The sequence below is a fragment of the Nannocystis sp. RBIL2 genome (assembly GCF_026626745.1).
Lineage (GTDB): Bacteria > Myxococcota_A > Polyangia > Nannocystales > Nannocystaceae > Nannocystis.
Map to the genome: position 1 here is coordinate 3,602,008 of NZ_JAPNJW010000001.1, position 25,367 is coordinate 3,627,374.

At 70.6% G+C, this 25,367-nt stretch carries 20 protein-coding genes; 5 read left to right on the forward strand and 15 right to left on the reverse strand.

Going from position 1 to position 25,367, the window contains the following annotated elements; translation table 11 throughout:
- Window positions 1-22: 22 nt before the first annotated feature.
- From OV090_RS14115 to OV090_RS14130, 4 genes are all read left to right on the forward strand, one after another.
- Window positions 23-1,159 (forward strand): hypothetical protein, encoded by a 1,137-nt coding sequence (locus OV090_RS14115; RefSeq protein WP_267704146.1) that lies wholly within the window; start codon window positions 23-25, stop codon window positions 1,157-1,159.
- Window positions 1,159-2,307 (forward strand): hypothetical protein, encoded by a 1,149-nt coding sequence (locus OV090_RS14120; protein WP_267704147.1) that lies wholly within the window; start codon window positions 1,159-1,161, stop codon window positions 2,305-2,307. The genes OV090_RS14115 and OV090_RS14120 overlap by 1 nt, the downstream gene beginning before the upstream one ends.
- A 573-nt stretch (window positions 2,308-2,880) precedes the next feature.
- On the forward strand, window positions 2,881-4,035 hold the full coding sequence (locus OV090_RS14125; protein WP_267704148.1) for a hypothetical protein: 1,155 nt from the start codon (window positions 2,881-2,883) through the stop codon (window positions 4,033-4,035).
- 117 nt (window positions 4,036-4,152) lie between these two features.
- Window positions 4,153-4,296: an MYXO-CTERM sorting domain-containing protein gene (locus tag OV090_RS14130; RefSeq protein WP_267704149.1), complete on the forward strand. Its 144-nt coding sequence runs from the start codon at window positions 4,153-4,155 to the stop codon at window positions 4,294-4,296.
- A gap of 181 nt (window positions 4,297-4,477) precedes the next feature.
- Here OV090_RS14130 and OV090_RS14135 read toward each other — a convergent pair whose 3' ends face one another.
- From OV090_RS14135 to OV090_RS14190, 12 genes are all read right to left on the reverse strand, one after another.
- On the reverse strand, window positions 4,478-5,791 hold the full coding sequence (locus OV090_RS14135) for a hypothetical protein (protein ID WP_267704150.1): 1,314 nt from the start codon (window positions 5,789-5,791) through the stop codon (window positions 4,478-4,480).
- 1,408 nt (window positions 5,792-7,199) lie between these two features.
- Window positions 7,200-8,003, reverse strand: coding sequence for a hypothetical protein (locus tag OV090_RS14140; protein ID WP_267704151.1), 804 nt, complete (start codon window positions 8,001-8,003; stop codon window positions 7,200-7,202).
- Between the two features lie 255 nt (window positions 8,004-8,258).
- Window positions 8,259-8,717: a hypothetical protein gene (locus OV090_RS14145; protein WP_267704152.1), complete on the reverse strand. Its 459-nt coding sequence runs from the start codon at window positions 8,715-8,717 to the stop codon at window positions 8,259-8,261.
- Complete coding sequence (locus tag OV090_RS14150) at window positions 8,718-10,394, reverse strand: CAP domain-containing protein (RefSeq protein WP_267704153.1); 1,677 nt, start codon at window positions 10,392-10,394, stop codon at window positions 8,718-8,720. It abuts the gene before it with no gap.
- A gap of 52 nt (window positions 10,395-10,446) precedes the next feature.
- The gene (locus tag OV090_RS50650) at window positions 10,447-11,718 is read right to left on the reverse strand and encodes a carbohydrate-binding family 9-like protein (protein ID WP_267704154.1); all 1,272 of its coding nucleotides are present in this window, start codon (window positions 11,716-11,718) and stop codon (window positions 10,447-10,449) included.
- Window positions 11,719-12,015: 297 nt separating this feature from the next.
- Window positions 12,016-12,525, reverse strand: a complete 510-nt coding sequence (locus tag OV090_RS14160; protein ID WP_267704155.1) for a hypothetical protein — start codon at window positions 12,523-12,525, stop codon at window positions 12,016-12,018.
- A gap of 182 nt (window positions 12,526-12,707) precedes the next feature.
- The gene (locus tag OV090_RS14165) at window positions 12,708-15,740 is read right to left on the reverse strand and encodes a DUF5682 family protein (protein WP_267704156.1); all 3,033 of its coding nucleotides are present in this window, start codon (window positions 15,738-15,740) and stop codon (window positions 12,708-12,710) included.
- A gap of 11 nt (window positions 15,741-15,751) precedes the next feature.
- Window positions 15,752-16,903, reverse strand: coding sequence for an AAA family ATPase (locus OV090_RS14170; protein ID WP_346660391.1), 1,152 nt, complete (start codon window positions 16,901-16,903; stop codon window positions 15,752-15,754).
- An 86-nt stretch (window positions 16,904-16,989) separates the two neighbouring features.
- Window positions 16,990-18,399, reverse strand: coding sequence for a VWA domain-containing protein (locus OV090_RS14175; RefSeq protein WP_267704158.1), 1,410 nt, complete (start codon window positions 18,397-18,399; stop codon window positions 16,990-16,992).
- A gap of 2 nt (window positions 18,400-18,401) precedes the next feature.
- The gene (locus tag OV090_RS14180; protein ID WP_267704159.1) at window positions 18,402-19,790 is read right to left on the reverse strand and encodes a hypothetical protein; all 1,389 of its coding nucleotides are present in this window, start codon (window positions 19,788-19,790) and stop codon (window positions 18,402-18,404) included.
- Window positions 19,790-20,212 carry a hypothetical protein gene (locus tag OV090_RS14185; protein WP_267704160.1) on the reverse strand — a complete coding sequence of 141 codons (423 nt, stop codon included), beginning with the start codon at window positions 20,210-20,212 and terminating at the stop codon, window positions 19,790-19,792. Before OV090_RS14185 ends, OV090_RS14180 begins: the two co-directional genes overlap by 1 nt.
- A 738-nt stretch (window positions 20,213-20,950) precedes the next feature.
- Window positions 20,951-21,712 (reverse strand): hypothetical protein, encoded by a 762-nt coding sequence (locus OV090_RS14190; protein ID WP_267704161.1) that lies wholly within the window; start codon window positions 21,710-21,712, stop codon window positions 20,951-20,953.
- A gap of 93 nt (window positions 21,713-21,805) precedes the next feature.
- On the opposite strand from OV090_RS14190, the gene lnt reads away from it, so the two are divergent.
- Complete coding sequence (gene lnt, locus OV090_RS14195; protein WP_267704162.1) at window positions 21,806-23,368, forward strand: apolipoprotein N-acyltransferase; 1,563 nt, start codon at window positions 21,806-21,808, stop codon at window positions 23,366-23,368.
- A 3-nt stretch (window positions 23,369-23,371) separates the two neighbouring features.
- On the opposite strand, the gene OV090_RS14200 is transcribed toward lnt, so the two are convergent.
- Genes OV090_RS14200 through OV090_RS14210 form a run of 3 tightly spaced genes read right to left on the reverse strand, consistent with a single transcriptional unit; the run spans window position 23,372 to window position 25,314 of the window.
- Window positions 23,372-23,815 carry a hypothetical protein gene (locus tag OV090_RS14200; RefSeq protein ID WP_267704163.1) on the reverse strand — a complete coding sequence of 148 codons (444 nt, stop codon included), beginning with the start codon at window positions 23,813-23,815 and terminating at the stop codon, window positions 23,372-23,374.
- Window positions 23,816-23,868: 53 nt separating this feature from the next.
- Window positions 23,869-24,327, reverse strand: coding sequence for an NUDIX domain-containing protein (locus OV090_RS14205; RefSeq protein ID WP_267704164.1), 459 nt, complete (start codon window positions 24,325-24,327; stop codon window positions 23,869-23,871).
- Window positions 24,328-24,384: 57 nt separating this feature from the next.
- The gene (locus OV090_RS14210; protein ID WP_267704165.1) at window positions 24,385-25,314 is read right to left on the reverse strand and encodes a hypothetical protein; all 930 of its coding nucleotides are present in this window, start codon (window positions 25,312-25,314) and stop codon (window positions 24,385-24,387) included.
- Window positions 25,315-25,367 lie beyond the last annotated feature (53 nt).

Genomic DNA, 25,367 nt, shown 5'->3' on the forward strand with positions numbered 1-25,367 from the left:
TTAAGTACAGGAACTTAAAGCCATGTCCATCAAGACCTCCGCCACCCTGCTCTCGCTCGCGGCCCTGACCTTCGCGGCGAGCCCCGCCTGCGACCGCGGCCACGAGCGCTGCCAGCCCGGCCCCGGCAAGATCTGCAACTACCTCGGCACCGGCGAGGCCGGCCTCGGCGACGACGGCCTCGACCGCGAGGACACCGAGCTCTACCTCCCGCAGGACCTCACCTTCGCGGCTGACGGTCGGCCCTACGTGCTCGACTGGAACAACCACCGCATCATCGTCGTCGAGGCCGACGACAAGGTGACGCGCGTGGTCGGCACCGGCGAGCTCGGCGACGCGCCCGACGGCGACGCGCTGAAGACCAACCTCAATCACCCGACCCACCTGAGCAACTCGCCCGACGGCAAGCTCATCATCTCGGCCTGGCACAACTCGAAGATCATCGAGTTTGACACCAAGGCGGGCACGCTGACGACGATCTGCGGCAACGGCATGCGCAGCTACGGCGGCGACGGCGGCCCGGCCAAGGACGCGATCCTCGACCTGCCGGTGGCCACGGCGTTCGACGCCGCCGGCAACATGTACATCACGGACCAGGCGAACCAGCGGATCCGCAAGGTCGGGGTCGACAAGAAGATCGAAACCTTCCTCGGCACCGGCATGGCCGGCTTCAGCGGCGACGACGGTCCGGCCGCGGCGGCCCAGATCAAGCTGCCGGGCGGGCAGTCGGCGCCGCCGGCCGGGCGCCTGGCGATCGACGGCGCCGGCAACATCTTCCTCGCCGACTCCGGCAACAACCGGATCCGCAAGATCGACCCGTCGGGCGTGATCAGCACCTACGCCGGCAACGGCGACCCGACCTTCGGCGGCGACGGCGGCCCTGCGCTCAAGGCCTCGCTGTCGCGCCCCAGCGACATCGACCTCGACCCCGCGGGCAACCTCTACATCGCCGACACCGACAACTCCTGCGTGCGCAAGGTCGACACCAAGGGCGTCATCACCACCGTCGCCGGCCAGTGCGGCAACCCCGGCTACGGCGGCGACGGCGGGCGGGCGGCGGCGGCCCTGCTCGACCGTCCCTACGGCGTCGAGTGGGAGGACGACCTCCTCTACATCGCCGACACGCACAATCACCGGATCCGCGTCGTCGGCCTCGAGTGATGCCTGTCCTTCGGGACATCCTCGTCCGGGCAGCGCCGAAGGCGGCGCTGCTCGCGGCGCTGGCGTGGTCGAAGGCCGCCTCGGCGGGCAACGTCGGCCTGCCGCGCACGCCCGTCCAGCACCGGGGCGAGGCGTGCCTGACCCGGGTCGACCGCAGCGTCGACCCGGTCGTCCACCTCGACTACACGATCCCCTCGATCGACATCTGCCTCACGCCCGACGAGCCGGCCGACAGCCGCACGCACCAGTTCGTGGCCTTCTGCCGCGACGCGCCGCCGGAGTCGATCCCGCACTGGCTGAGCCTGGCCGACGTCCAGGCCAACATCGACTCCGGCTACTTCGACCCGGCGGAGCTGAAGCCGGGGCAAGTCGTCGAGGACAGCCCGTACTTCACCGACTGCTGGTGGCCGATCACCGGCGCCGCGGAGCGCCGGCCGATCACCTGCGAGGCGGCGCGACCGGGCGTCGACTGGGACACCTCCGCGCTCGCGCCCGGCGCCTACGTGGTGGCCGGCTACACCTACGAGCCGGTCCTCAACGACTGGACGCCGCGCCGCGGGGTGTTCCGCGTCCACGACGGCGACCTCGACGCGGCGCCGCCGGCGGCTGCCATCTTCACCACCGCGGTCGACGTGTGGTACGGCGACCCGGTGCGCCTGACCGCGTGCGTCGACGCGATGGCCGGCTCGACCTGGCGGCTCGAGTACGCCGCGATGCCCGACGAGCCCCGGCTCGAGCTCGACTGGCAGACGCTCGTCCCGGTCTCGCCGGTCGAGTCGACCGACTTCGACATCGAGCTCGTGCTCGACGACGCCCACGCCGACGTCCGCCTGCACGTGCGCCTGGTCGTCGAGGACCCGGAGGGCCGCACCACCGTCGCCCACATGCCCACGCCGGGCACGGTGCTGATGCGCAAGCAGACCGGCGTGACCGGCAGCGGCGGCGACGAGCCGAACGACTTCGACTTCTGCCGCGACAACCCGGCCGCCGACGACCTGCCGGATTGCGGCAAGACGAGCGAGCCCGAGTCCTCTGGCCAGACGCCCGACGACCCGGCTGACGGTTGCGCCTGCAGCTCCGACCGCGGAGCCGGGCTGGCGCCGCTCGGTCTGCTCGTCCTCGTCGCCTGCCGTCGCCGCCGCGATTGAAGCCACTCGCGGCGCTTTGCGCTCATCGTTGCGTCTCGCCCCCGGCGTTCGGACGAGCGCAGTCGCCGAATCAGCCGGGGGCTGACCGCGCGATATCGCGGCCTCCTGCTCTGCAGTCCCCATATTCGTATGGTTGATGTCGCACGCGTCGACCGACGAGCGAGCAGTCAGGTCGCCATTCGGGCGTTCGTCTGGGCGGGCCGAATCGAGCGCGTCGCCGTGCTCCGGGGTGATGTCACCGAGGATAGCGCCGTCGAGCAGCGGCCCCGCTCCGCGTCCCGGGCCGCTCTCGCGGCGCGCAGCCAGGCGACGCCGCCCGGGCGCGATTCGCCGGCCGTGCCGCCGACGAGAGCGAACGCGCCCCGCTCCCGGCCGGCTCGAATTCCCCCCAAAAATGCCTCGCAAACGACCCGCGGTCGTTCTCATGTTCGGGTCGGTGCATCTCGATGACTGTGCGCTGATTCGCATCCTCGCCATTGACTCCCCACTGCGCACATCCCAATTCAAGGTGGTCACCAGGATCACTTGTCGGATTCAGCGACGGGGCAATAGTTAGTGGCAATGAGGCTCTTCATGAAAAGTTCGTTCTTGCTACTCACGACTCTGGCCGCAGCGGGAGTCGTCGGAGCCCCGACCGCGTATGCTGCGCCCCTCGAGCCCGCGCACGTCTGGGGCGACGTCAGCCTGAAGGTGACGAAAACAGCCGAGACCACCTTCAAGCGCGCGTGGACCTGGACCATCGAGAAGGTCGGCGACAAGAACGCCCTGAACCTGGACCCCTGGGAGTCCCACGTCGTCAATTACGACGTCACGGTCGGTGCCACGGCGAAGGATTCGTACTGGGCGGTCTCGGGGACGATCACGATCCACAACCCGGCCTACGTCGCCGCGACCATCACGAGCGTCACGGACGTGATCTCTCCCGGCATCGTCGCGGACGTCGACTGCGGCGTCGCCTTCCCGTACATGCTGGAGCCCGGGCAGGATCTGCTCTGCACGTATACGGCGGACCTTCCGGATGGCGCCGATCGCACCAACACCGCGACGGTCACGACGTACGGGCCTGTCGGAGGCGGTGTCGGCACGGCGCCTGTGACGTTCTACGGGCCCACGGCCGAGAAGGACGAATGCGTCGAGGTCGCGGACGACCAGTTCGGCATCCTCGGCACGGTGTGCGCCGCCGATGCGCCGAAGACGTTCGAGTACTCGTTGAAGGTCGGACCCTACTACGTCTGTGGCCCGCACGAGTTCACGAACACGGCGTGCTTCGAGACGAACGACACCGGCACGACGGGTTGTGACAGCCACGTCGTCTACATCGACTTCCCCTGCGACGCCGGTTGCACCCTCACGCAGGGGTACTGGAAGACGCACTCCCACCACGGGCCGGCACCGGAGGACGCGACCTGGTTCGATCTGGGCGACGTCGATGGCGACGGGGTGTCCGAGGGGGCCGACGAGGACTTCTTCGACAGCGGCCAGACCTGGTACGAGGTCATGTGGACGCCGCCTGCAGGCGACCCGTTCTACATCCTCGCCCATCAGTACATCGCCGCGATCCTCAACATCGAGAGCGGCGCCAGCACGCCGAGCGAGGTCGACACGGCGCTCCAACAGGCCGAGGACTACTTCAACGGGCAGCCCCTGACGAAGGCGCAGATCGTCGCTTTGGCGAAGATCCTCGACCAGTACAACAACGGGATCATCGGCCCCGGAAAGTGCGACTAGCAGTCGAGCCCGGACCGCGAGCGGTCCTCGTCGCCGCAAGCGTCGCCTATGTGGTGGCCGGCTACACCTACGAGCCGGGTCCTCAACGACTGGACGCCGCGCCGCGGAGTGTTCCGCGTGCACGACGGCGACCTCGACGCGGCGCCGCCGGCGGCTGCCATCTTCACCACCGCGATCGCCTGCGACACGAAGACCTCCGGCGCCGGCCTGGCGCCGCTCGGCCTGCTCGTTCTCGTCGCCTGCCGTCGCCGGCGTCCGTGAACGCACCTCACGACGCGTCGACAGAAACATTTCTGATCGACGCAAGACAACCAGACGAGCCCATCCTCGCAAGGACACGCAATCGGGTCGCTAGCCTTTGCAGAGAGGCAACAATGAACTCCGCGCCGGCCGGATTGACCGACGCGAAGCCAGCTGCGGCCCTATCGGACAGCGCCGGGCTCTACGGAGTCGTCACCACGGTCACCTCGGCCGTATCGAACGGGGAGCTGATGACCCCGTCATCGTCCCTCACGGTGCCCGTCACCCTGTCGATGTGGGTGAAGTCGCACTGATTACTCGTGATCCGCCCCGTGAAGGAGCAGTTGTACGTGGCATTCGCAGCGATGGTTTGCGGGACCGAACAGGTCGTGCTCACGACTCGGGGCCCGAGCGTCCCGGGGGTGGCGATGTTGCCGAACTGATCGTCCACGAGCGCCTGCAACTGCATGGAATCGAGCGTGGAGTTGTTCCTCACCGAGACGGTGTAGACCGCATCCACCTGGATCTGACAGTTCTGAGTCGACACGGCGGTCTTGGTCAGAGTCGGTGGAACGGCGGCATCGGTGATCAGGACGACCGCCGTGTCACTGTCACAGATCGCCTCCCCACCGCCTTCCGGAGCCACGCAAGCCGTGACCACGTCCTCGAACTGGACCCCGGGCGCCCCATTCTCGATCTGCGCGGAGAACGTGCAAATGGCGGGCGGGTCGTCGGGCTCGAGCACCACGCCGATCAAAGAAGGACAGGTATTGGCGGAAACGCCCGGGGGATTGCCGGCGCCGACGTCGCCGAAAGGAGCGTCGATGATGCTGACGATCTCCACGTTCACGTCCGACGTATTCTCGATCCTGACCTCATAGGTCGCCGTCCCACCCGGCTCTACGAGCGTTGGCGTCGTCGTGGTCTTCACGACCCCGAGGCTCACGACCTCGACGGGGACCGTGAAGGTGTCGTCGCACACGCACTTGGACTTCGTGTCGGGGAAGAACTCGAACACGCTCGTGTTGGGACTGCAGACCGTGCCGGCCTTGTTGTGCCAGCTGGTGCAGTTCGGCAGCCGCAGCTCGTTGGTGCCCTCGGCCGCCTCGCAGAGGACATCCTCGATGGTGAACGTCAAGGCGTATGTGCCGGCGTTGAGGTCACCGCACGCGTCGCCGTCGAGGTTCGTCGAGGGGCTGAGTGCAGGCGTGAGCGCGCTGATCGAGCACTCGTCCAGACCCCCGCTGCCTCGGGCGCTGTCGCCGCCCTCAGTATTGAACCAGAAGCCCACGTCGTAGCGCGAGTTGGCGGTCACGACCGTCTCGAACGTCGCCGTGAGGTCGAACCTCGTGCCAGCGACGCAGGTGCTCGGAAAGACCGACGTCGCCTCCGAGATCTGACGTCGTTGGCCGTGCAGTTCAGGGTGCCGCCGCCGACCTCCGACGTGAACACCTCCTGCATGCAGGCGACGTTCTCCGTCGATGGACCGTTGATCGGCGGAGGCACCTGCGCCCACGCAGAACCGACTCTCAACAGCGCCCCGACGCCGGCGACGACCGCCACGCTCGAACGCCCCGCCATGATGTATGCCCAGGTTTGGTTGTGTAATTTCATGATCACTCCTCCTTCTGTTCACAAATGGTAGGTCCGCTCGGAACGGCGGAATGGTCCGTCGTCCCTTTCGCGCACGCAGTCACCCGACCCAGCCGGCTGGCCACGCACGAACGAATCCTGTCTGTCTGCCTCCACCAGCGCCCGGCAAGCGCGCCTGGCGAATGGGTCCCCGGTCTGTCGCTCATCGGACCGACTTGCTCGTTCGGCCTATAAGCCACCGCTCTTTCGGCGCTCACGCATCACCGAGACGATTCCCAGCCACCCGTTCAATTCCGGCGCCCCCGCCCGCGCGGGCTTGCGGGCTCCGGTGCTGTGATCTCTCCTGCCGGGGATCTAGCTGCACTCCCACGATTGTACAGTGAACGCTGTCACTCGCCCCGAACATCGTCCGACTGCCGCTGCGGCCGCGTCGGAGCGAGCAAGCGGAGCGCGAGCCCGACCAGAGCACGACCGCCGAGGAGCGCCCGTGTTCTCCGGATGTCATGGTCAGACTCGACCTGCCCTCGGGCCCGCGACTCGGTGCTTTCGCGATCGGACAAAGGACCGCAGGAGCGCCCACGCCCCCCTCGCCCGTGGAATGGGTCCATGCAACTCTCGCGTATCGCCCAGACCAGGTCATGTCAGGCCAATCCTCTCGTTCGCTAGCACCGAATCGTCGATCGCTGCCCCCGTCCATTCGCGGGCTCGCTCGACCCGAACAACCATGGCTCAGGTTGTACCGGAGGCCGCCGGCGCGATGATGGAGAGCACGGGGGAACCGACGCCTGCGGTCGTGTCGCACCGCGTCGCTACGCGCCGCTTCGCGAGCGTCCCGCGTGCCTTCTCATGCTTCGGGTCGCTCCTCCCCGTCGCTGTGAGGCGCGACGCATTCTCGGCCGCTGCCACTCGTGGGGGGTGGCAGCATGTCTCGCAGGCCAGGTTCTATCGCATCACCGGCCGTCGGCCATCACACCGAGCGTCGCAGCTCGAGCGCGGTCGCCCTGCGGAATGACGCTGCGTGGCGTCGCTAAACTGACAGCGAGTTCGAGCCGCCGACGAGGCGCGCCCGGCCCCGGCGACGGGCGCGCCGATCAGCCTGGACCGTCGTCCCGGGCCGCTCTCGTGGGCGCGCAACCCGGCGGCTCCCCCGCTCTTCGAGGGCGTCTTCGCGGACCCAGATCGGCCATTGTCCGTCGGTCGAATGTCCGCAGGATCGTCGGGTTCACCATTTAAACAATCCTCGCGAATGGACCGCGAAGATTTGCGTGATCCGGGCGGCGCGCTCCGGCGGCTGTGCGCCGCCTCGCATTCCGCCCGGAGCCGCCCGCCGCTCACCCGGCGAAGCCGTCCAGCCACGCGGATGTTTTATTAAACATGTCCTCCACGCCATGGGCCACGAACAGCCGTGGCTGCAGGTCGGCGGGCGAGTACTCGGTCGCCGCGATCGCGTCGAGGTCGAACGCGCGGTGCTCCGTGTGCAGCACCGCGCGCTCGAGCTCCTCGACCGACGACAGCAGCCCGGCGCCGAACGCTCGCACCTCGCCCGCTTCGCGGACCAGGCCGAACTCGAGCGTGAACCAGTAGACGCGCTCGATGGCCGGCAGCGCCGCCTCGCTGGCGCGGAGGGCCGCGCGGCCGAAGCGGCGGTTCAGCGCGGCCACGCGTGGGTCGGCGAGCGTCGCCGCGTGGCCGACCAACTCGTGGATCACGTCGGGCTCGGGCGTGTACCACGGGCGGCTGGCGTGGCGGATGTACTGCGTCGAAAGGAACGTGTCGGCCGCCAGCGCCGCCAGGAATTCGCGGGCCGCGATCAGCCCCGCCACCGGGCGCAGACGGATCCCCGAGGCCGCGCGCAGGCGCGACGACACCCCGGCGAGCTGCGGGATGTGCCCGGTCGGCAGCGGGAACCGCCCCAACATCGCCTGCACCTCGCGGGCGGCGAAGCGGCGGTGCAGCGGCGCCAGGGCGGTCGTCACGGTCCGCCACACCGCGTGCTCGGCGGCGGTGTACGGCGCGTCGGGGATGGCGCCGTCGCCCGCGTAGCGGTCGGCGATCCGGGCGATGTCGTCGCGCCGGGCGCGGTACGAGCGGTCGTGGAAGCCGGGGTGTTCGGGATCGAGCTGGACGTGGAACATGCTGACCTGCTGGGGTTTGGGGGGACTCCCGCGGCAGGCCGATCCGCACGACAAAGGGGCCTGCCCTCCGCGGGCGGCCCCTCGTGGCGCGACGAGGTGCTACGCCCGCGCGCCGTAATAGCGATAACCACCGGCGAAGGCGGCATCGATTCGGGGCGCGAGGGCGAGGCTCACGGGATCAGCATGCCGCGGCCCGCCACGCGGGTCAATCGGCGGCGCCGCCGCCGGCCCTGAGCGATGTTCTTCGGCGACGACTCAGGCGCGGAGGCGGAGCAGCGCGTCGTGGAGCCGCTCGAGGAACAGCCCGAACGCGAACCACACCGGCGCATAATCGAGCCGCACCAGCCCGTGGACGTGCCAGCGCGCGTAGCTGTAGTCCCACGGACAGCGGCCCGACACGGCGCGCAGCAGACGGCCGAACGCGTACTCGACGGCGAAGATACCCGCGGCCCACAGCGCGCCGCGGATCGGCCATGGCCAGTGGCGAATCCACTCATGACATGGCTCGAAGGCCAGACCGCCCATTCCGTACAGCGGGAACATCCACAGATAGGTGTGCCCCGCCAGCTTCCACCGCTCGGGCGGCGTCATCCTGACGCGCACGCGTGGGTCGAGCGGATCCTTGCGGGTGCCGGTGACGAGCTCGTACGCGGCGGTCCATACGATCTCCGCCGCCCAGCCGATCACCCCGTAGATGAAGAACCGCAGCAGCACTCAGCGCGCCGCTCCCACGGCGATGATGACGACCAGCGAGCCCACGTCCTTGCCCTTGGCGACCTTGGCGATCCCGACCCCGACCGCGCCCGCGACCGCCTCCGACCACAGCTGGACGCCGTCGAGCGAGGCGAAGCTCGGCGCCAGCACGCGGTGGGTCTCGACGCGGGCGAACCGGTGCTTCTCGAGCAGCGCGTCGTATTGCTTGGTCGCGCGGCCCTCGTCGCCGGTGGCGATGCCGTCGGCGAACACCTGCGCCGCCTCCGACAGCCCGCGGTGCCAGCCGATCGCGGCCAGGCCCTTCTGTTTGCGCAGGGCGTCGACGCGGTCGCGCAGGGCCTTCGGCATGTCGGACGTCGGCGCGTCGGCGCCGACCTTCGAGTAGTAGTTCTGCGTCAGCAAGATCGGTCGCGGCGCGTCCTTGGCCTCGGTCTCGGGCGGGGCGATGACCACGCCGATGCCGACGTGGGTCACGTCGGTGGCGAGGATGTTCACGCGGTGCCCGGGGCTCTGCATCAGCCCCTGGTGGATCGCCCACGGCCCGTAGCCGCGGGCCACGTTCTCGCGCACCACCGCCGACTTCACGCCGGCGCGATTGAAGCGGTCGTCGACGTCGCCGGTCGACGGCGAGGTGTGGCCGACGAACCCGCTGCGCAGCATGTCCTCGCTGTGCGCCTGGGAGATCGCCGCCGCCTGGTTGTCCCACTGCAGCAGCGGCAGCCCCTGGCGCGCGCGCGTGTCGTTGAGCGCCGCGAAGTTGGCGCGGGCGATCTCGGCCGCGTCGACGCTCGCGTCCATCCGCTCGACCTCGATGCGCAGCGCGCCCGGCGGGTCCTCGCCGCAGTACAGCGGGAAGTTGGCGACGACCTCCGGCCCGTATGTCCCTTCGGCCAGGACCTCGATCTGATAGGCCCCGCGCCCGTGCTCGCACGAGAACTGACCGACGAACTCGCCGCGCGAGATCTTGGCGGGGATCGGCGTCCACCGGCCCTGCGGGTCGAACACCTCGAACGACGGGTTCTGCCGCTTGCCGAGCAGGCGCCCGCGGATCTCCGCGCGCCCGTTGGCCGGCAGCGCCTTGGCCATCGGCTCGATCGCCGCCCCGCGCTCGGTCAGCGCCACCACCAGGCGCATCGTCCCGTCCGGCAGCGTCGACACCCCGGCCCCGAAGTACACCCCTCCGCGCGTCAGCTGCCGCACCGACTCGCGCGCCGCCTTCGCCAGCATAGCGATCGCCTCGCGGCAGCTCGCGCCGACCTGCTCGCCGCACGGCGCCCCGTCGCGCGGCAGCTCGGAGATCGCCAGCCGCGGCGGCGGGTCGTACAGCCCGACCCACGAGGTGATGCCGGTGATCAGCGCCCCCGGCACGTTGGTGCGGTCGGGCGCGGTGCGGGCCAGCTCGCGCGCCGCTCGCGACAGCCCGGCGTCGTGGCGCAGGCCGGCGCCGTTCATCGCCTCCACCAGCGCCGCCTCGGCGGCGTTCAGCGTCTGCTGGACCGGCGTGCCGTAGCGCGGGACCCCGGCGCTCGACAGCCGCACGTCCTCGACCGCGATGGAGATCCCGCGCACCCGGGGGGCCGTGGTCGCGCCGTCGGCCAGGACGCCGCCGGCCCCGCCACCACCACCAGCGCTGCCGCCCCCGCCTTGCCCACCGGCACAACCTGTCTGTACGAACATGCTCGAGAGGACAAGTCCGAACGCACATGTCTTCAAGTTCAGCATCGTCCCCTCACTCGAGCCGCAGCACCGCCGCGTTGTCCCAGGCGTGGAAGTCGGGCGCGCGGGTCGGGCTCAGCGACAGGCCGACGGCCCGCTTGCGCCCGACCCGCTCGAGGCGGAACGCGTTGACCCGCAGCTGCATTCCCGCGCGCGGCGGGCAGGCCAGCTCGGTCTCGGCGCACAGCTCGTCCCACGGGATCGCCACCTCGACGACGAAGCCGCGGTCGCGGTCGCGCGGGCCGTCGATGGTGCCGTCCGCCTGCACCGCCGTGCGCCAGCGCGAGTCCCAGGCCTCGTCGCCGGTGCGATAGCGCGGGAAGCGAGCGTCAAAGGTGACCCCGCGCGCCGACACCTGATACTCGAGGTAGCGTCGCCCTTCATTGGTCGCCGCGACGAACAGCTCGAACGCCTCCTGCTTGTACAGCGGGTCGTCCTGCTGGGTGTACTCGGTCCACAGGTCGTCGTCGGGCACGTCGGCGGCGGCGTAGAGAAAGGCGTCGTCCCAGGCGAACGCGACCCGCGTGCCGAGCCCCGGCGACAGCGACCCGAACGGCGTCATCTGCCCCCTCGTCGTCGCCGTCGGGTCGGGCTCGCCGTCGAGCGACAGCGTCAACGGCACGCCGGTCTGGCCGCTCCACGTCGCCTCGTCGAGCACGCCGTCGACCGTGATGCTGTTCGCCCGCGGCGCAGTGACCTGCATCGGCCCGCCGGCCACCCGCACTGCCGCGAGGATCGCCACGCCGTCGGCCCGCCGCGGCCCCGCGACCGCCACGTCGCCGACCAGCTCCGCCACGATCACCGCGTGGCTGGCGTGCCACGGCGACGCCAGCGTCAGCTCGACCTCCGCGTCTTCGACGGGCCCCGCGAGCTCGACGAAGCGGTCGCGCGGATCGTCGACCGGGCCGCGCGGTACGCTCGTCTGGCCGCGCGCCTCCTGCAGCCCTGCGATCTGCGGCGCCCGCAGGCCGACCCGCAGGCGCGCGCCGGCGCCGATGCCCGTGGCCGCGAAGCGCACCTTGATCGCCTCGCCCGGGCGCGGGTCGGCCGGCGTCACCTGCCGCGCGCCGATCGTCGCCCCGCCGGCGAACCGCACGTCCCCGTCGAAGCGCTGGCCGCCCTGCGGGTCGGCGAAGTCGCCCGCGTGCAGCACCGGCTCGACCGGCGGCTCGGCCCGCTCGGCCGGCCCGCGCGGGTCGCCGCCGCAGCCCGACGCCGCGACGAGATGTCCGAAGAGACAGCTCGCCGCGAGGCCCGTCAGGCGCATCCGCGCTGACGAGACCACACCGGGTTGGCCTTGGCAAGGCGACCGCCGCGAACGCGCAAGGAACGGGGTGCGACTTCGCGCAATCGCCGCACGAGTCGCCGCAGACCCGGGAGAAACCCGCAGCGCAGACCGAGAATGGGGAGCTCTCCACGCGCTCGGGGCGCCCGGCGCGACCGTCGCGGCCGACCTGTCCGCGAGGACAGCTTTCTCGCCGAACTCTCGCCGCGGCTCAACAGCACCTGTCCTTCAGGTCATCTTTAAAAGATCATCCTCGCACGGCGGCTCGTCCGTGCCCCACGCTCGACCTCCTCGCCGTCATCGCTGAAGGGTGAGCGCGTACTCGCGGGTGGCGGGGACGTAGCTGCCGGTTACGCCGTCGGCGAGGCGGTGCTTGAGGCTGATCCCCGGCCACTCGCAGCGGTCGGAGCGGCGCAGCGGGAAGGTCGCCGCCTCGAAGCCGAGCCAGGCCGCCACCGCGGCGCAGTCCATGTCCTCCGGAACATGTCCGCGAAGACCGACGCAGCGCCCGCCGCGGAACTGCAGCGCCAGCGCGCCGTCGGCGGGGCGGGCCCATCCGTCTGCCAATTGCAGCGGCCCGAGCTGCGCCTCGATCGCCGCCTGCTTGCGCCCGAGCAGCTGCGCGGGCGGGACCTTCGCGGGCGGAGCGACGGCCTGCGCCGACGCGACTGGCCCGACCTCCGGCGTGGCTGCGTCGGGCTGCCCCGAGGCGCCTGCACTCGCGTCCGCGCCCGCCGGCGCTGACGGATCGGGTCTCCCTGTCGGCTCCCTGCTCGCGTGCTCATCCGGCGCCGATGCGTCGCTCACCTCCGCGGCCGATGGCTCCGGCCGCTCCGCGTTCGCCGGAGCTGCACCTTGCGACATGTCCTTCGAGCCAGCACATCCGGCGAACGAACCGAGCATCAGCCACGCGACGAGACAGCGCACCGCGCGAGCGTGGCACGCCCGGGCGAGCGCCCGCAAGCGCCGGCCAGGACCGACAGCCGGGCTCACGCGAGCGCCTGCAAGCGCGCCGCGAGGGCCTGAAGCGCCTCCGGGTGGGCGGCCAGCAGCTGCGCCAGCGGCGTGTCGGCGACGCTCGCCTCCGCGACCTCGAGCGACTCACTCGCCACCGCCTCGGCCTCGCTCGTCGCCGCGCTCGCCTCGCCGGCCGGCGCCAGCGCGGCCCATGTCGTCGGCACCCCGAGCAGCCCCGCGAGCGCGTCGAGCGTGGCCGGCTCGGCGCGCAGCAGCGTCGCCACCGCCAGCTCGGCCGGAGAGCGCTCGACGGCCGGCGCCGCGACGGTCGCCTTCGCGGTCGGCTTCGCCTCGCTCCTGGCCTTCGGGGCAGGTGGAGGCGCCACCGGTACGCTGCGGTCCCACGAAAATTCCCACGCCGGCAACTTGGCCAGGTCGCGCGGGAACGCCAGGCCCGCCTCCTTGACCAGCGTCTGCATCACCCCCGGCCCGAGCGGGCGCAGCGTCACCACCAGCTTGGGCAGCCACGGCACCAGCACCTCGTCGGGCAGGGCCGCGAACGCGCGGCTGAGGAACTCGACCGCGAGCCGGGAGATCCGCGGGGTGAACTCGAGCGCGAGCAGGAAGCCCGCCATGTACTCGGGGAAGGCCGGCAGCAGCATCGAGCTGCTCAGCAGGTGCTGGAAGTCGGCGCGGATCTCGTCCTCGCTGCGCTGGCCGAGGATCCACTGCGCCGCCCAGCGCAGCGCGATCTTCGGCGGGTCCTCGGGCTCCGCCTGCGCCACCGCGATCAGCAGCTGGCTGCGCTCGCAGCCCATCGAGAACGCCAGCGCCTCCTGCGTGAAGATGAACGCCAGCATCGCCGCCAGCTGACGCGGCGCAGTGCCGCGATCGGTGAACGCAGTCGGCAGCAGCGTCGCGTAGTGGCGATAGCCGGTGGACACGAAGTCCTTGATCCAATCCGGCATTCCCAGAGTGCGGTAGTAGTGGACCAGGCCGCGCACGCGCTGGAAGATCTCCGGCGCGTCGTTGCCACCGAGCTCCGCACGCAGCAGCTCCGTCGCGCGCAGCCCCAGCTCGCGCGTCAGTCGCCCGCTGCGCAGGTACAGCACGCTGTCCTCGGCTGCCTCGAGCGCCTTCGCGGCCCGCGACGTCGCCTCGAACGCCTTGGCCTTGAGCCGCTTCTCGAGCACCTGCTCGATCGTCAGCCCCTCGTAGCCGAGCTGGATCAGCGAGCCCTGGTGCTTGCCGATCTCGATGTCCCACGACTCCTGCTTCGGCTTGTGACCGAGAGTGCGCTCGCCCATGATCGGCCGCACGCCCGCGCCGAGGTAGCGCAGCCGCCACAGCAAGTCGGACGCCGGGAGTAACTCCGGTCGACCCTGGATGTCGAGCAAGGCACGCTCGATGCGGCTCGACTTGAGGTTGATGCCGAGCACCGCCAGGCGGTCGTAGACGTCCTGCGCCAGGGGCGGCAGTGATTCGTAGCCGACGCGGCCGAGGCGATCGCCGCCGAGCAAGATTTGGCACAGCCGCCGCACGTCGCGGCGGCCGGGCACGCGATCCTTCTCGAGGCACGTCACCGCGGCGTCCTGGAAGTCGTACGGCGACGGGTGCGGCCGGTCGCGCAGCCGCGCCAGCAGCGTCGAGGTGTGAAGGATCGCAATCGTGTCGGCCGTCGACGCGTTGTAGCCGTGCTTGCGCGCCAGGCGGACGATCTCGATGCACCAGCGCATCAGCTGCTCGTCGTCGGCGGTGACGAAGGTCGGCGGGCGGGTCAAGAACTCGCGCAGCCCCGCCCCGCTCACCGCCGGCGGAACTTCCACCGGCGCCGCCGGAGCGCTCGCAGCCGGAGCGGCCTTCTTGCGCACCGTCGGCTTGCCCTCGCCCTCCGCCTTCTTCTCGGCCTCGATTTTGAAAGGCTTGAGCTCGAGCGCCTGCAGCCCCTTGTCCCACATCGACTGCGCGATCGAGATCTCGCCGGCCGGCAGCGTGAACTGGCGCTCGATCGCCGCGTAGCTCGATGGCACCACGCCGTAGAACCACTGCGTCGGCGTCTTCGCCGGCACCGTCCAGGTCGCGCCTTTCGAGCCGAACTCGGCGATCGGCGAGACCGCGTGGATCGCCCCGCACACGTACATCGCCTCGCGCGGGTCGATCTTGTGCGCCTTCATGTGCTCGCGGATCCGCGTCCACATGTAGCGCTCGCGCTCGCAGTCGGCGACGCGGTCTTTCTCCGTGATCCCGATCCGTCGCAGCAGCGAGCCGATCAGGAAGAACACCTGGCGATACGTCCCGTAGTCGCAGGCCAGCGTCGGCCCCTCGACGTACTGCGTCCACCACTCGCTGTAGTGCCGCACCTTGGCGTTGCGCAGCAGCACGTCGAGGAAGTCGCCGAAGGTCGGCTGCATGTCGCCGATCTGCAGGCCCACCGCGCCGCCGTGCAGGTTGCCGGTGTTGCCCGTCGACGCGCCCTCGCCTTCGCCCTCGCCGGCCGTCTCGGCCGGCTCCGTTTCCTCGCCGCCGTCGTCGGCCTCGCCGCTGTCCTCGCCCGGCGGCGGGCCGCCCTTCGGCATCCACTGGAACACGTGGTCGACCGAGCGATCGACGAACACCAGCTTCGTGCCCGGGTTCTGCAGGCAGTACGCGATCGCCTGGTACTCCGCCGAGAACTCCGTCAATGGCAGCACCACGTTGAGCGGCGTCCAGTCGGCCGGGAACGCCGGCGCCTCGGGGGCGAACGCCTGCAGCGCGACCGGGAAGCGGCAGTGGTGCAGGCCGGCGAGCGAGGCGTTGAGGTCCTCGCAGCCCTCCATGTAGATCACCTTCGGCGCGCGCGCTCGCAGCCGGCGCAGCATGTGCAGCGCCGACGCCGGCGAGTGGTGCTTGACCGGGAACACCTCGACCGGCTCCGCGGTGGCGCGCTGGACGTCCTCGAGCATCGCGCGCAGCAGCGCCCCGAGGTGGGCCGAGTCGCCGGCGAACGCCGCCGCCGCCGCTTCGAGCTGGGTGCGCAGGGCCTGCAGCGCCGGGTCGAGGAGGGCTGGGTCGAGGATCGAGTTCACCTGGGCACCGCCTACTTGAACGACGACAGCGCCTGCTTGCCGCCGGCGACGAACGCCTGCCACTCGGGCGACTTCTCGCCCTTCGCGGGCGCCGCGACGGCCGCCTCCTCGCCCTTCTTGCGCTTCTTGACCCCGTCGGTCTCGGCCGCGGGCGCGTGCCAGAACTTGTTGAGGATCGACACGTCCTCGGGCACGCGGCGGACCAGCGTGCCGACCAGCGAGCGCGCCAGAGTGCCCGGCTGCAGCGCCTTGTCGCCGAAGAAGTTGCTGTGGAGCAGCGCGTCCTCGAGCACGCCGATCTGCTCGGCGGTCGACAGCGACGACTCGAGCCGCTGGTCCTCCGACGTCGTGTTCGCGGTCGCCTCGCGCAGGTCGGCGAACGTCTGCAGCAGGATGTCGAGCATCGTCGGCGGCACGTCGACGTCGATCGTGTGGCGCGCCATCAGCTCGCGCGTCCGGAACAGCACGATCTCCTTCTCCGACTTCTTGTTGGTGACGATCGGGATCGTCACGAAGTTGAAGCGCCGCTTGAGCGCCGTCGACAGCTCGTTGACCCCGCGGTCGCGGCTGTTGGCGGTGGCGATCATGTTGAAGCCCGGCTTGGCGTAGACCACGCCCTCGTCGCCGCGCAGCTCGGGGATGGTGATGTACTTCTCCGACAGGATCGAGATCAGCGCGTCCTGCACGTCGGAGCCGCAGCGGGTCAGCTCCTCGAACCGGCCCGTCTCGCCGCGCTGCATCGCGGTCATGATCGGCGACGGGATCATCGACTCGCGCGACTGCCCGCTGGCGATCACCATCGCCACGTTCCACGAGTACTTGATGTGGTCCTCGGTGGTGCCCGCGGTGCCCTGGACCACGTGCGTCGAGTTGCCCGAGGTCGCCGCCGCCAGCAGCTCCGCCAGCCAGCTCTTGCCGGTGCCCGGGTCGCCGATGAGGAGCAGGCCGCGGTCCGACGCCAGCGTCACGATCGCCCGCTCGACCAGCGACGCGTCGCCGAAGAACTTCTGCGCGATCGGTCGGTCGAAGCTGTCCCCGGGGCCAGCCCCGAGGATGAACGTGCGGATCATCCGCGGCGACAGGCGCCACAAGAACGGCCGCGGGTCCTTGTCGACGCCGGCCAGGTACGCCAGCTCGGCCGCGTACTTCTCCTCGGCCGGCATGCGCAGCTTGGTCTCGCTGGTCGCCGGCGCGGGCGCAGGCACGGAATCAGTCGTAGCGGGGGTCGCGATCTTCTTGGCCATGGCGATTACATCACCTTTTTGATCTGCTCGATCAGCTTCTTGGGGCTGCCGCTGAGGATCGGCGCGCCGATCTCCTTGAACTTCGCCGCGTACTCCGGGTTGACCGCGAAGTACCCGGTCGTGTGCAGCGACCCGACCGGGATGAGGTGGCAGCCCGACTCCTTCCACTGGCGCAGCACCGAGAAGAAGTCGCTCCAGTCATAGAAATCGGAGATCACGACCACCGCGGTGTTCTGCGGCGAGTCGATGCACGGCGCCGCCAGGTCGAGCGCCAGCCGCATGTCGTTGCCGCCGCCGAGCTTGGTGCGCAGCAGGGTCTCGACCGGGTCGTGCACGTACGGCGTCAGGTCGATGACGCGGGTGTCGAACGCGAACAGGTGGACGATCACCTTCGGCAGCGCGGCGAAGATCGACGCCAGGATCGTCGTCTGCACCATCGCCGACGTCATCGAGCCCGACTGGTCGACGATGATGATGAGCTTGGTCGGCAGGCTCTTCTTGCCGGTGCGGCGGTAGAACAGGCGGTCGACGTACAGCCGGCGCTCGTTCGGGTCCCAGTTGGTCAGGTTCTTCCAGATCGTCCGCTTCATGTCGAGGTTGCGGAAGATCCGCCGCGGCGGCACCCGGTTGTCGTGCACCCGCGACGTCACCTGGCGCATCTGCAGCTTCAGCACCTTCGACAATTCGTCGACGTAGCGGGCGATCAGCTTCTTGGCGTTCTGCAGCGCCGGCCCGCTGAGGTTGCCCTTGTCCCACAGGATCTGCTCGAGCAGCGCCATCGACGGCGTCAGCCGCTCGCTCAGCACCGGGTCCTTCAGGACCTCGCGCAGATCCATGCGGTGGATCATGTCGGCCTCGAGCGTCGCCAGGCCGGCCTTGAGCTCGTCGTCGCCGATCGGCGGCCGCGTCGCCTCGCCGCCCCCGCCCGACGGCGGCCCCGAGCTCTGCGCATTGCCGCTCTGCCGCAACGACCCCGGCGGCAGCCCCAGCGCGCCCTCGAGCCACTCGACGTCGCGGGCCCACGCGCCGTACTGCTGCGCGGTCACCGAGCCCTGCGTGTTGGGCCCGAACGCGTTGAGCAGCAGTTTTGACACGACCAGCGCCCGCTGCACCGTGCTCTTCAGATCGGTCGGGCTCTCCGACGGCTGCGGCGCCTCACCGTCCAGCGCCGGCGGCTCGAACCCGGGCAAGGGCCGCGAGAACTCGGGCTTCAGCTTGGGGAAGCGGTGCACGAGCACGTCGACGGTCACCTTCGGGTCGAGCAGCTCGACCGGCAGGTCGGTCGTGTTCGCCAGCTCGCGCGCCAGCGACTCGAGGTTCGGCGCCGCGTCGCCCTGCTCGAACAGGGCCGACATCAACCGCCAGTAGAGCCCCTGACGGGCCCGCTGCATCAGCTCGGGATCGGCAGCGCTCATGGTCAGCTCTTCTTGCGCAGCAGCTTGCCGGCGCGCTCCTTGAGGGTCGCGAGGTTGCCGCCCTTGGCCTTGCCGCGGCCCGCCTGCAGGCCGGTGCCGACCATCCGCGGCACCGGCTTGCCCTTGTCGATCATCACCGGCTGCAGCGACCAGCGCCCGCCGTCGAACCGCAACAGCGCCACCAGGCCCTTGCTGCCCGCGATATCCGCAGCTACCAGGTCGTCGCTGCTCGGCCAGCGCTCGAACGCCACCGGGAACGGCTGCCCGCCGAGAGACAGCTCGCGCGCCTCCTTGCCGACCGCCGCGTAACCATCGCCCGGCAGCCACACCAGCTCCTCGACGACGGCAGGGTGGCGATCCTCGGGCCGCGCGCTCGGCCGCAGCGCTGTCGGCGAGGTCAGCACCGCGGCTGCCTCTTCGGCCAGCTTCAACTTGGCCGGCAGCACCTCCGCGCGCGCCTCTTGCCACACGAGGTCGCCCGTCGCGTGCAACAACATGCCGGAGATCTTCAATCCCTGCCCGCCGGCGATCGCCTCGAGCAGCTTGCCGCCGACCTCGTTGAGCAGCCCCGCCAGATCGTCGCCCTGCAGCACGTCGACCTTGAACGCCGACACGCTGGTACGCACCACCCGCGCCGGCTTGCCCGCCTCGTGCAGCGCGCCGAAGGCCACCAGAGAGACCACGTGGTCGTGCTGCCGCAGGTCGGTGGCGAACACCCGCAGCTCGCCCTTGACCTCGCGCGTGGCCGCCGGCGCCGGCGGGGCCAGCGACAGCACCATCGAGCGCGTCCACAGATCGACCCACCGCAGCCGCGGCACCTCGGGCTTGCCGTGCGCGGGAAACACGGTGAGCAGCTCGTCGAGGAAGCCGCTGAGCAGCGCCGCGTGCCGCACCAGCGCCGGCTCGGCCATGATCGCGTCGAGCGTGGCCTGGAACGGCAGCAGCGCCCCGACCTCGAGGTTGGCGAAGCCGGCGATCGCCAGCTCCATCAACCACTGCCGCACGCTCTCGAGCAGCACCGCCGCCCGCGGCGGCGCGGCCTGCCCCGGCGTGTTCGCCAGCGCCTCGAGCTCGGCCCGCGGCCGTCCCAGCGCCGCGCTCGCCTGGGCCACCAGGGCGTCGTGCATCGCCCCGTGCGCGGCCGCCCGCGCCCCCGCGATCACTGCGAAGTGACGGTCGACGAACTCGGAGCGCCCGAGCCCGGCGATCGCCGCGTCGAGCGGTTCGGCCAGCGGCGTGCCGGCGAAGCTCGCCGCCAGCGACGCCAGGGTCTGCAGGTTGGCGCTCGACAGCCGCCCGAACCCGGACTCGAACACCTCGTCGAGGTGCCCGATCAGCTCGGCGGTCTGCACGACCGGCTCGGGGACACTCTTCAGATCCGTCAAAGGCATCAGCGCACGAACCAGGCCATGTCGGGCAGCGGCACGCCGGTCGGCGCCACGCTGACGTATTGCAGATAGGTGAGGAAGCGGCTGAACACCATGCCCGCCTCGACCTTGTGCGGCCCGCCCTTGATGAAGCGGACCAACTCGGCGCCGGTCTTCACCTTGTCGGGCTCGGCCTGCTGCAGCCCGAGGTACGCGATCACCCGCGCCGGCCCGTACTGCAGCACGCCCTCGTTGATCAGCTCGATCAAGTGCTTGCACGGCGAGCCGCGCAGGCCGCCGCAGGGGCGGTTGTTGTTCGTACTACAATAGAAGTTGCCCGTGCCCGCCTCGAAGTACGAGACGTACACCCGCTCCTCGTCCGAGCCGCTCGAGACGACGCCCTGCAGGCGGCCGGCGTACAGCTCGACGAACGGGACCTTTTGCACTTTACGCGCACGCGGCAGCACGCGCGGGCGAATCACTGAGCGGGGGGACGCAGCAGACACGCGAGCCGGACCATACAACGATCGCCAAGGGCGCCGCAACGCCGACGATCGCCCGTGCGCTGCGACGGATCAACCACACCGTCACGCACCGTCACGATGAAGCCGCGCCCCGACTCACGTCCGCGCTCATCCCATCGCGCCAGGCCGCGCAGACCTCCACCGCCGCGCCCCCCCTCACCTGGCCAAAAGTTCATGCTGACCAAATAGGCGGAGCTCCAGAGTGTAGCCTACCCTGGAGCCCCTGGGGTCCGCGGACCTGGGTGCCATCGGCACTTGCGTCCGCGGGGTCGGAATTCGAGGCTCACGGCCTTTTCCAGCCCTTAGATCTGAAGACCCGCGTCTTGACGTTGGACCACCGGCACATACGATTGGCGTGCCAGGCCGGAATCTAACCGGCATCTCGGATCGGGGTGTGGCTGGGCGTCGAGAGAGCTCCGTCCGACCTGTCTTGAGTTTGGGAGAGAAGATGAGCTTGAAGCCCTGCGAACCGCCCTCACCGCCAGGTGAAGGTGCGTCTACCGTTTCGCCACCCCGACGCGCGTGCGATGTCGGGGGAAGGACTCGAACCTTCATGGCTCGCGTGGTTGGCTGCTGAGATTGAACTCCAGCTTGAGCTTGTCTCCCTGTCGGGAATTCATGGCCTCCTTCGCGGCTGCGAGGTCGTGCGGGCGCCTGGCCCTACTTGGTCACCGGGCCCTCGGCCTGGGCCCCTTCGAAGATGAAGTCGAGGATCCGCCGGCCCGCGCCGACCTCGGTGGCCTCGATCGTGTTGGCGCGCTCGCGGGCGAACTTGACCGCTTCGCCTAACTTGGTGATGCGCTCGAGCAGCGCCTTCTTGCGCGGGCGGGGGATCGCGCCGCTGCGCTTGGTCGTGGTCCAGTGGCCGACGACCACGTCCTCGGTGATGAGCTGCGTCTGCGCCGGGTGGTGCTCGGTCGCGTGGTAGAGCACGATCGGCCGCTGCTCCTTCTTGGTCTTCTGCGTCTGCACCGGGTCGCTCTGGTGCAGCCCCGTGCCGGCGTCGTACGACCAGCGCTCGGCCGGGTCGAGCTCGACCATCTTCTCGATGAAGGTCTGCAGGTCGTGCAGCTCCTTCTCGAGGAACAGCAGGTAGGTCACCGGCACCTGCGGCAGGAACACCTTGCCGTCGACCACCACGTCGGCCCGCGCCTGGCAGTTCGACCAGTCCTTGGTGGCCACGGTGTCGAGCAGCGACACCAGCGCCCCCGTGATGTCCTTGATCGCCGACTCGTAGGTCAGCTGCACCACCTGCGAGTCGTCCGGGAAGGTCTCGCCGTCCTCGCGCCGCGGCGTGAATTTCTTGTGGTGGCCCGTCATCAGCGACGGCTGCTGCGTCGACTTGTGAAGGCTGGTGATGAGCGTGTGGAGCTCGGTCCGGCGGCCCTTCTCGACCGCGAGGATGGCATTGAGCTTGGGCATGGCGCCTCCGATGGTGGGCGATGAGGCTATCGGCCGGGCCCGGCGAGTCAAGCGCAGGTTGCGGGGACGACCGCGCGCGGAATACTCTCGCGCGTGCCCTCCGACCGCGCGCCGACGCTCCGCCTCCTGGCCGCCGCCGGCACCGGCGCCCTCCTGGCCGCCTCGTTCCTGCCGCACGGCGCACCCGCGCTGGGCTGGCTCGCGGTCGCGCCGCTGTGGGTCGCCGCCCGCGAGACCCCCCGCTGGCGCGCGGCCCTGCGCCTCGGCCTCGTCGCCGGCCTGGTGATGGGCGCGATCGGCTACCCCTGGATCGTCGATCTCCTCCACACCTTCGGCGAGCTCGATCTGTGGCTGTGCGTCCCGCTGTTCGTGGTGTTCGCGGCCTGGACCGCCGCGCCGCTGGCCGCGTGGACGGCCATGGCGTCCGCCTGGACAGGTCCTTCGAGACATGTCCTGTGGGTCATGCCGATGGTCCTGTCCGGGCTGTGGTGGTCGTGGCCGATGCTGTTCCCGTTCTCGCTGGCGATGGGCCTGGCGGCCCGGCCCGAGTGGATCCAGGCGGCCGAGCTCGGCGGGGCCCAGCTGGTCGAGGTGCCGATGCTGCTGTGCGGCGTGCTGCTCGGCGAGGCCTGGCGCGCGCGCGGCCCGGGGCGGCTGCGCCTCGCGGCCCTGGCCCTCGCGCTCCCGCTCGCCAGCTTCGCGCTCGGCGGCTGGCGAATCGCGTCGCTCGCCGGCGAGACGGTCCGCACCGTCGCGGTCGGCCTGGTCCAGCCCAACATCCCGCTGCTGTGGTTCGACCGCCCGGCCAAGCTCGAGCGCCTGCGCGAGCCGTCGGCCCGCGCCGAGGCCGAGGGCGCCGAGCTCGTGGTGTGGCCCGAGAACATGTTCCCGTGGTCGCTGAACCGCCCGTTCGAGCGCGACTTCAGCGACGACGACCGCGTGCTCCGCCGCCACTCGCTGCCGACGCTGTTCGGGGCCGGCACCGCCGCCGACAGCGACCTGTACGGCTACAACTCGGTGATCAACATGGCCGCCGACGGCCAGGTGGTGGGCCGCTACGACAAGATCTACCTGGTCCCGCTGGGCGAAGAAATTCCGCTGGTCGACCCCGAGTGGGCCAAGGGCCTGGTGCCCGGCATGGCCCACAACTTCCGCGGCGCGGGCCCGGGTCGCCTGCTCGTTCGGCCAGGTCCGGCCGGCAGCGAGGCGCCGCCGATCGCGTTCGGCCCTCTGGTCTGTTACGAGGACGTGCTGCCCGCGTTCGCCCGCGCCGTCGCGGCCCAGCCCGGCGGCATCGAGGCGTTCGTCAACCTCACCAACGACACGTGGTTCGGCGCGACCGCCGAGCCGTGGCAACACCTCGCGCTGGCCCAGCTCCGCGCGGTGGAGCACCGGATCCCCGTGCTCCGCGCCGTCAACTCCGGCCCGAGCTCGCTGGTCGATCGCGCCGGTCGCGTGGTCGCCTCCACCGACCTGCGCGCCGTCAGCGTCGACGCCCCGGTGCCGCCCGAGCACCTGGTGGTCCAGCTCGAGCTCGGCCGCGACACCGCCTCGGCGCCGACGATCTACGCCCGCGGCGGCTGGCTGTTCGGACATGTCTGCCAGGCCAGCGTCGTGGTGGTCCTGGCGCTGCTGTGGCGCCGCCGCCGGCGCTGAGCATCACTCCATCGGCGGCGACATCGGTACGCTGCGAATTGGCGTCGGCTCGCTTGGACAAGGCGGCTCACCGGCGGCACAGCATACACATTCGGCCGTGCCGTCGCGCTCGCCGCAGGTGCCGTCCACGTCGAGGCTCATGACGGCACTGCTGTGCCGACACCACTCGCTGCAGTCGAGGTCGGCCAGCCTGCCGGCATCACAGCGCACGAGTATCCGGCCCGCGCAGTGGCGCTGCTGTCGCTCGCACGGCGTCCCGGGACCCTTGCCGCATCGCATCAGCACGTTCTCCTCGCCGAGGTCGCGGTCGTCGAAGGCGAAGTCGAAGCCCTGCGAGCGGCACTGTTCGCCCATGGTCCGCGGCGCGGGCGGGGTCGTCGGCGTCGCCTGGGCCGACGATTGCACCCGACAGCCGAACAGCGCCACCGCGAAGAGGCTCGCCCGCATCGACCTTCGCTCGTATCACAGCTCGCGGCCGCGCCGATCGGACCGCGCTCGGCTCACCGCCAGGGCGCGCCCTCGGGCGTGATCACCGACAGCGGGTGGACCGGCAGCCCGCGCTCGACCGCGACGAACAGCTCCTCGACCTCCTCGCCGCGCAGCGGCAGCGCGCGCAGCTCGGCCAGGGTCACCCAGCGGGCCTCGAGCGAGTGCTCGTCGGCGGTCGACTTCGGCGGCCGGTCGTCGGTCGGCTCCGCTGTAAAAAACACGCGCACTCGCGTCATCTCGGCGTGGGCCGTGTGCTCGACGCGCAGCACGCCGGTCAGCTCGACGGGGATCCCCGTCTCCTCGAGCACCTCGCGCTGCGCCCCCTCGAACAGCGACTCGCCCTGCTCGACGCGCCCGGCGGGCAGGTACCAAAGCTGCCCGTGCTTGACCTCGCGGACGACCAGGAACCGGTCGCCGCGGCGGACCACCACGAGGGCGAAGTAATACGAGGGCACGGGGGCGCGCGGCATGACGCGTTCGAGAGTACGTCCTGCCGCCCGGGCCGCGCCAGTGGCCGCGAGCGCGCGTCAGATCGGGCAACCGGGGTCGCCCGCGTCACAGCAGGCGCACACCGCCTCGCCGTCCTGCACCTCGCACGCGCCGTGGTCGTAGGTCGCCCCCATGTCGTCGCCGATCTCCGTACACGCGACGAAGCAGTCGACCTCGCTCGTCTTGCCCCACTTGCAGCCGACCCAGGTGTTCGCGTCCTGGCAGCTCGGGGCCTCGCCCGAACAGGCCGCGCCCGAGCCCGAGCCGCACTCGACGTAGATGCTGCCGCCGTCGTCGACGCAGCCGTACGCGAAGTCGTAGCCGTCGAGCTGGCAGGTCTGGTCGAGCGACGTGTCAGGGGCCCACACGCCCCCCTCGCAGACGTAATGCGCGCTGCCCTGCGGCCCGCACGAGCTCGGGTTGGTGCAGTAGAAGCTCTCGCTGTCCTCGGCGCAGCTCGGCGGCGGATCGACCGCGTCGGGGCACGCCTCGCCGCCGCTGGTCCCCTCGCTCGTCGCGTCGCTCGTCGCCTCGGTCGGCGTCGCGGTGGTCTGGTCGGGGTCGACGCAGCACGACAGGTCGTCCGGGCTGTCCGGGTTACACCACGTGTAGCCGTCGTTGCAGAAGCACTCCTCGCCATCGAGCGTGCTGTTCGGATCGGGACACGCCCCGTCGCCCATGCCCTGCTTCTTGCAGCAGTCGGTGTTGTCCGTGCCCGGCTCGCAGCGCTCGTAGCCCGGGTCGCACACGCAGTCCGCGTCGTTGTTCGCCAGCAGCGACCCGCACGCGTGCGATCCGCCAGCCCCGTCGGTCGTGCTCGCGCCGCCGGTCGAGCTCGCGCCGTCGGTGCTCGGCGCGGCGGTCGTCGTCTGGGTCGCGCCGCTGTCGGTGAGGATCGGCTCGGAGGGGTCGCCGCAGCCCGCCAGCGCCGCGCCCACCAGCATCAAGAACCATGTCCGAAAATACATAGCCAAAAGTCCATGTTTGAAAGGACAGGCCCGATCCCCGCAACCGTTGCGGC

What these genes read in the sequence shown, in the direction of transcription:
- OV090_RS14115 (WP_267704146.1), top strand. Translation starts at nt 23, where the DNA reads ATGTCCATCAAGACCTCCGCCACCCTGCTCTCGCTCGCGGCCCTGACC.
- OV090_RS14120 (WP_267704147.1), top strand. Translation starts at nt 1,159, where the DNA reads ATGCCTGTCCTTCGGGACATCCTCGTCCGGGCAGCGCCGAAGGCGGCG.
- OV090_RS14125 (WP_267704148.1), top strand. Translation starts at nt 2,881, where the DNA reads ATGAAAAGTTCGTTCTTGCTACTCACGACTCTGGCCGCAGCGGGAGTC.
- OV090_RS14140 (WP_267704151.1), bottom strand. Translation starts at nt 8,003, where the DNA reads ATGTTCCACGTCCAGCTCGATCCCGAACACCCCGGCTTCCACGACCGC.
- OV090_RS14150 (WP_267704153.1), bottom strand. Translation starts at nt 10,394, where the DNA reads ATGTTCGTACAGACAGGTTGTGCCGGTGGGCAAGGCGGGGGCGGCAGC.
- OV090_RS14170 (WP_346660391.1), bottom strand. Translation starts at nt 16,903, where the DNA reads ATGCCGGCCGAGGAGAAGTACGCGGCCGAGCTGGCGTACCTGGCCGGC.
- OV090_RS14175 (WP_267704158.1), bottom strand. Translation starts at nt 18,399, where the DNA reads ATGAGCGCTGCCGATCCCGAGCTGATGCAGCGGGCCCGTCAGGGGCTC.
- OV090_RS14180 (WP_267704159.1), bottom strand. Translation starts at nt 19,790, where the DNA reads ATGCCTTTGACGGATCTGAAGAGTGTCCCCGAGCCGGTCGTGCAGACC.
- OV090_RS14190 (WP_267704161.1), bottom strand. Translation starts at nt 21,712, where the DNA reads ATGCCCAAGCTCAATGCCATCCTCGCGGTCGAGAAGGGCCGCCGGACC.
- OV090_RS14200 (WP_267704163.1), bottom strand. Translation starts at nt 23,815, where the DNA reads ATGCGGGCGAGCCTCTTCGCGGTGGCGCTGTTCGGCTGTCGGGTGCAA.
- OV090_RS14205 (WP_267704164.1), bottom strand. Translation starts at nt 24,327, where the DNA reads ATGCCGCGCGCCCCCGTGCCCTCGTATTACTTCGCCCTCGTGGTGGTC.
- OV090_RS14210 (WP_267704165.1), bottom strand. Translation starts at nt 25,314, where the DNA reads ATGTATTTTCGGACATGGTTCTTGATGCTGGTGGGCGCGGCGCTGGCG.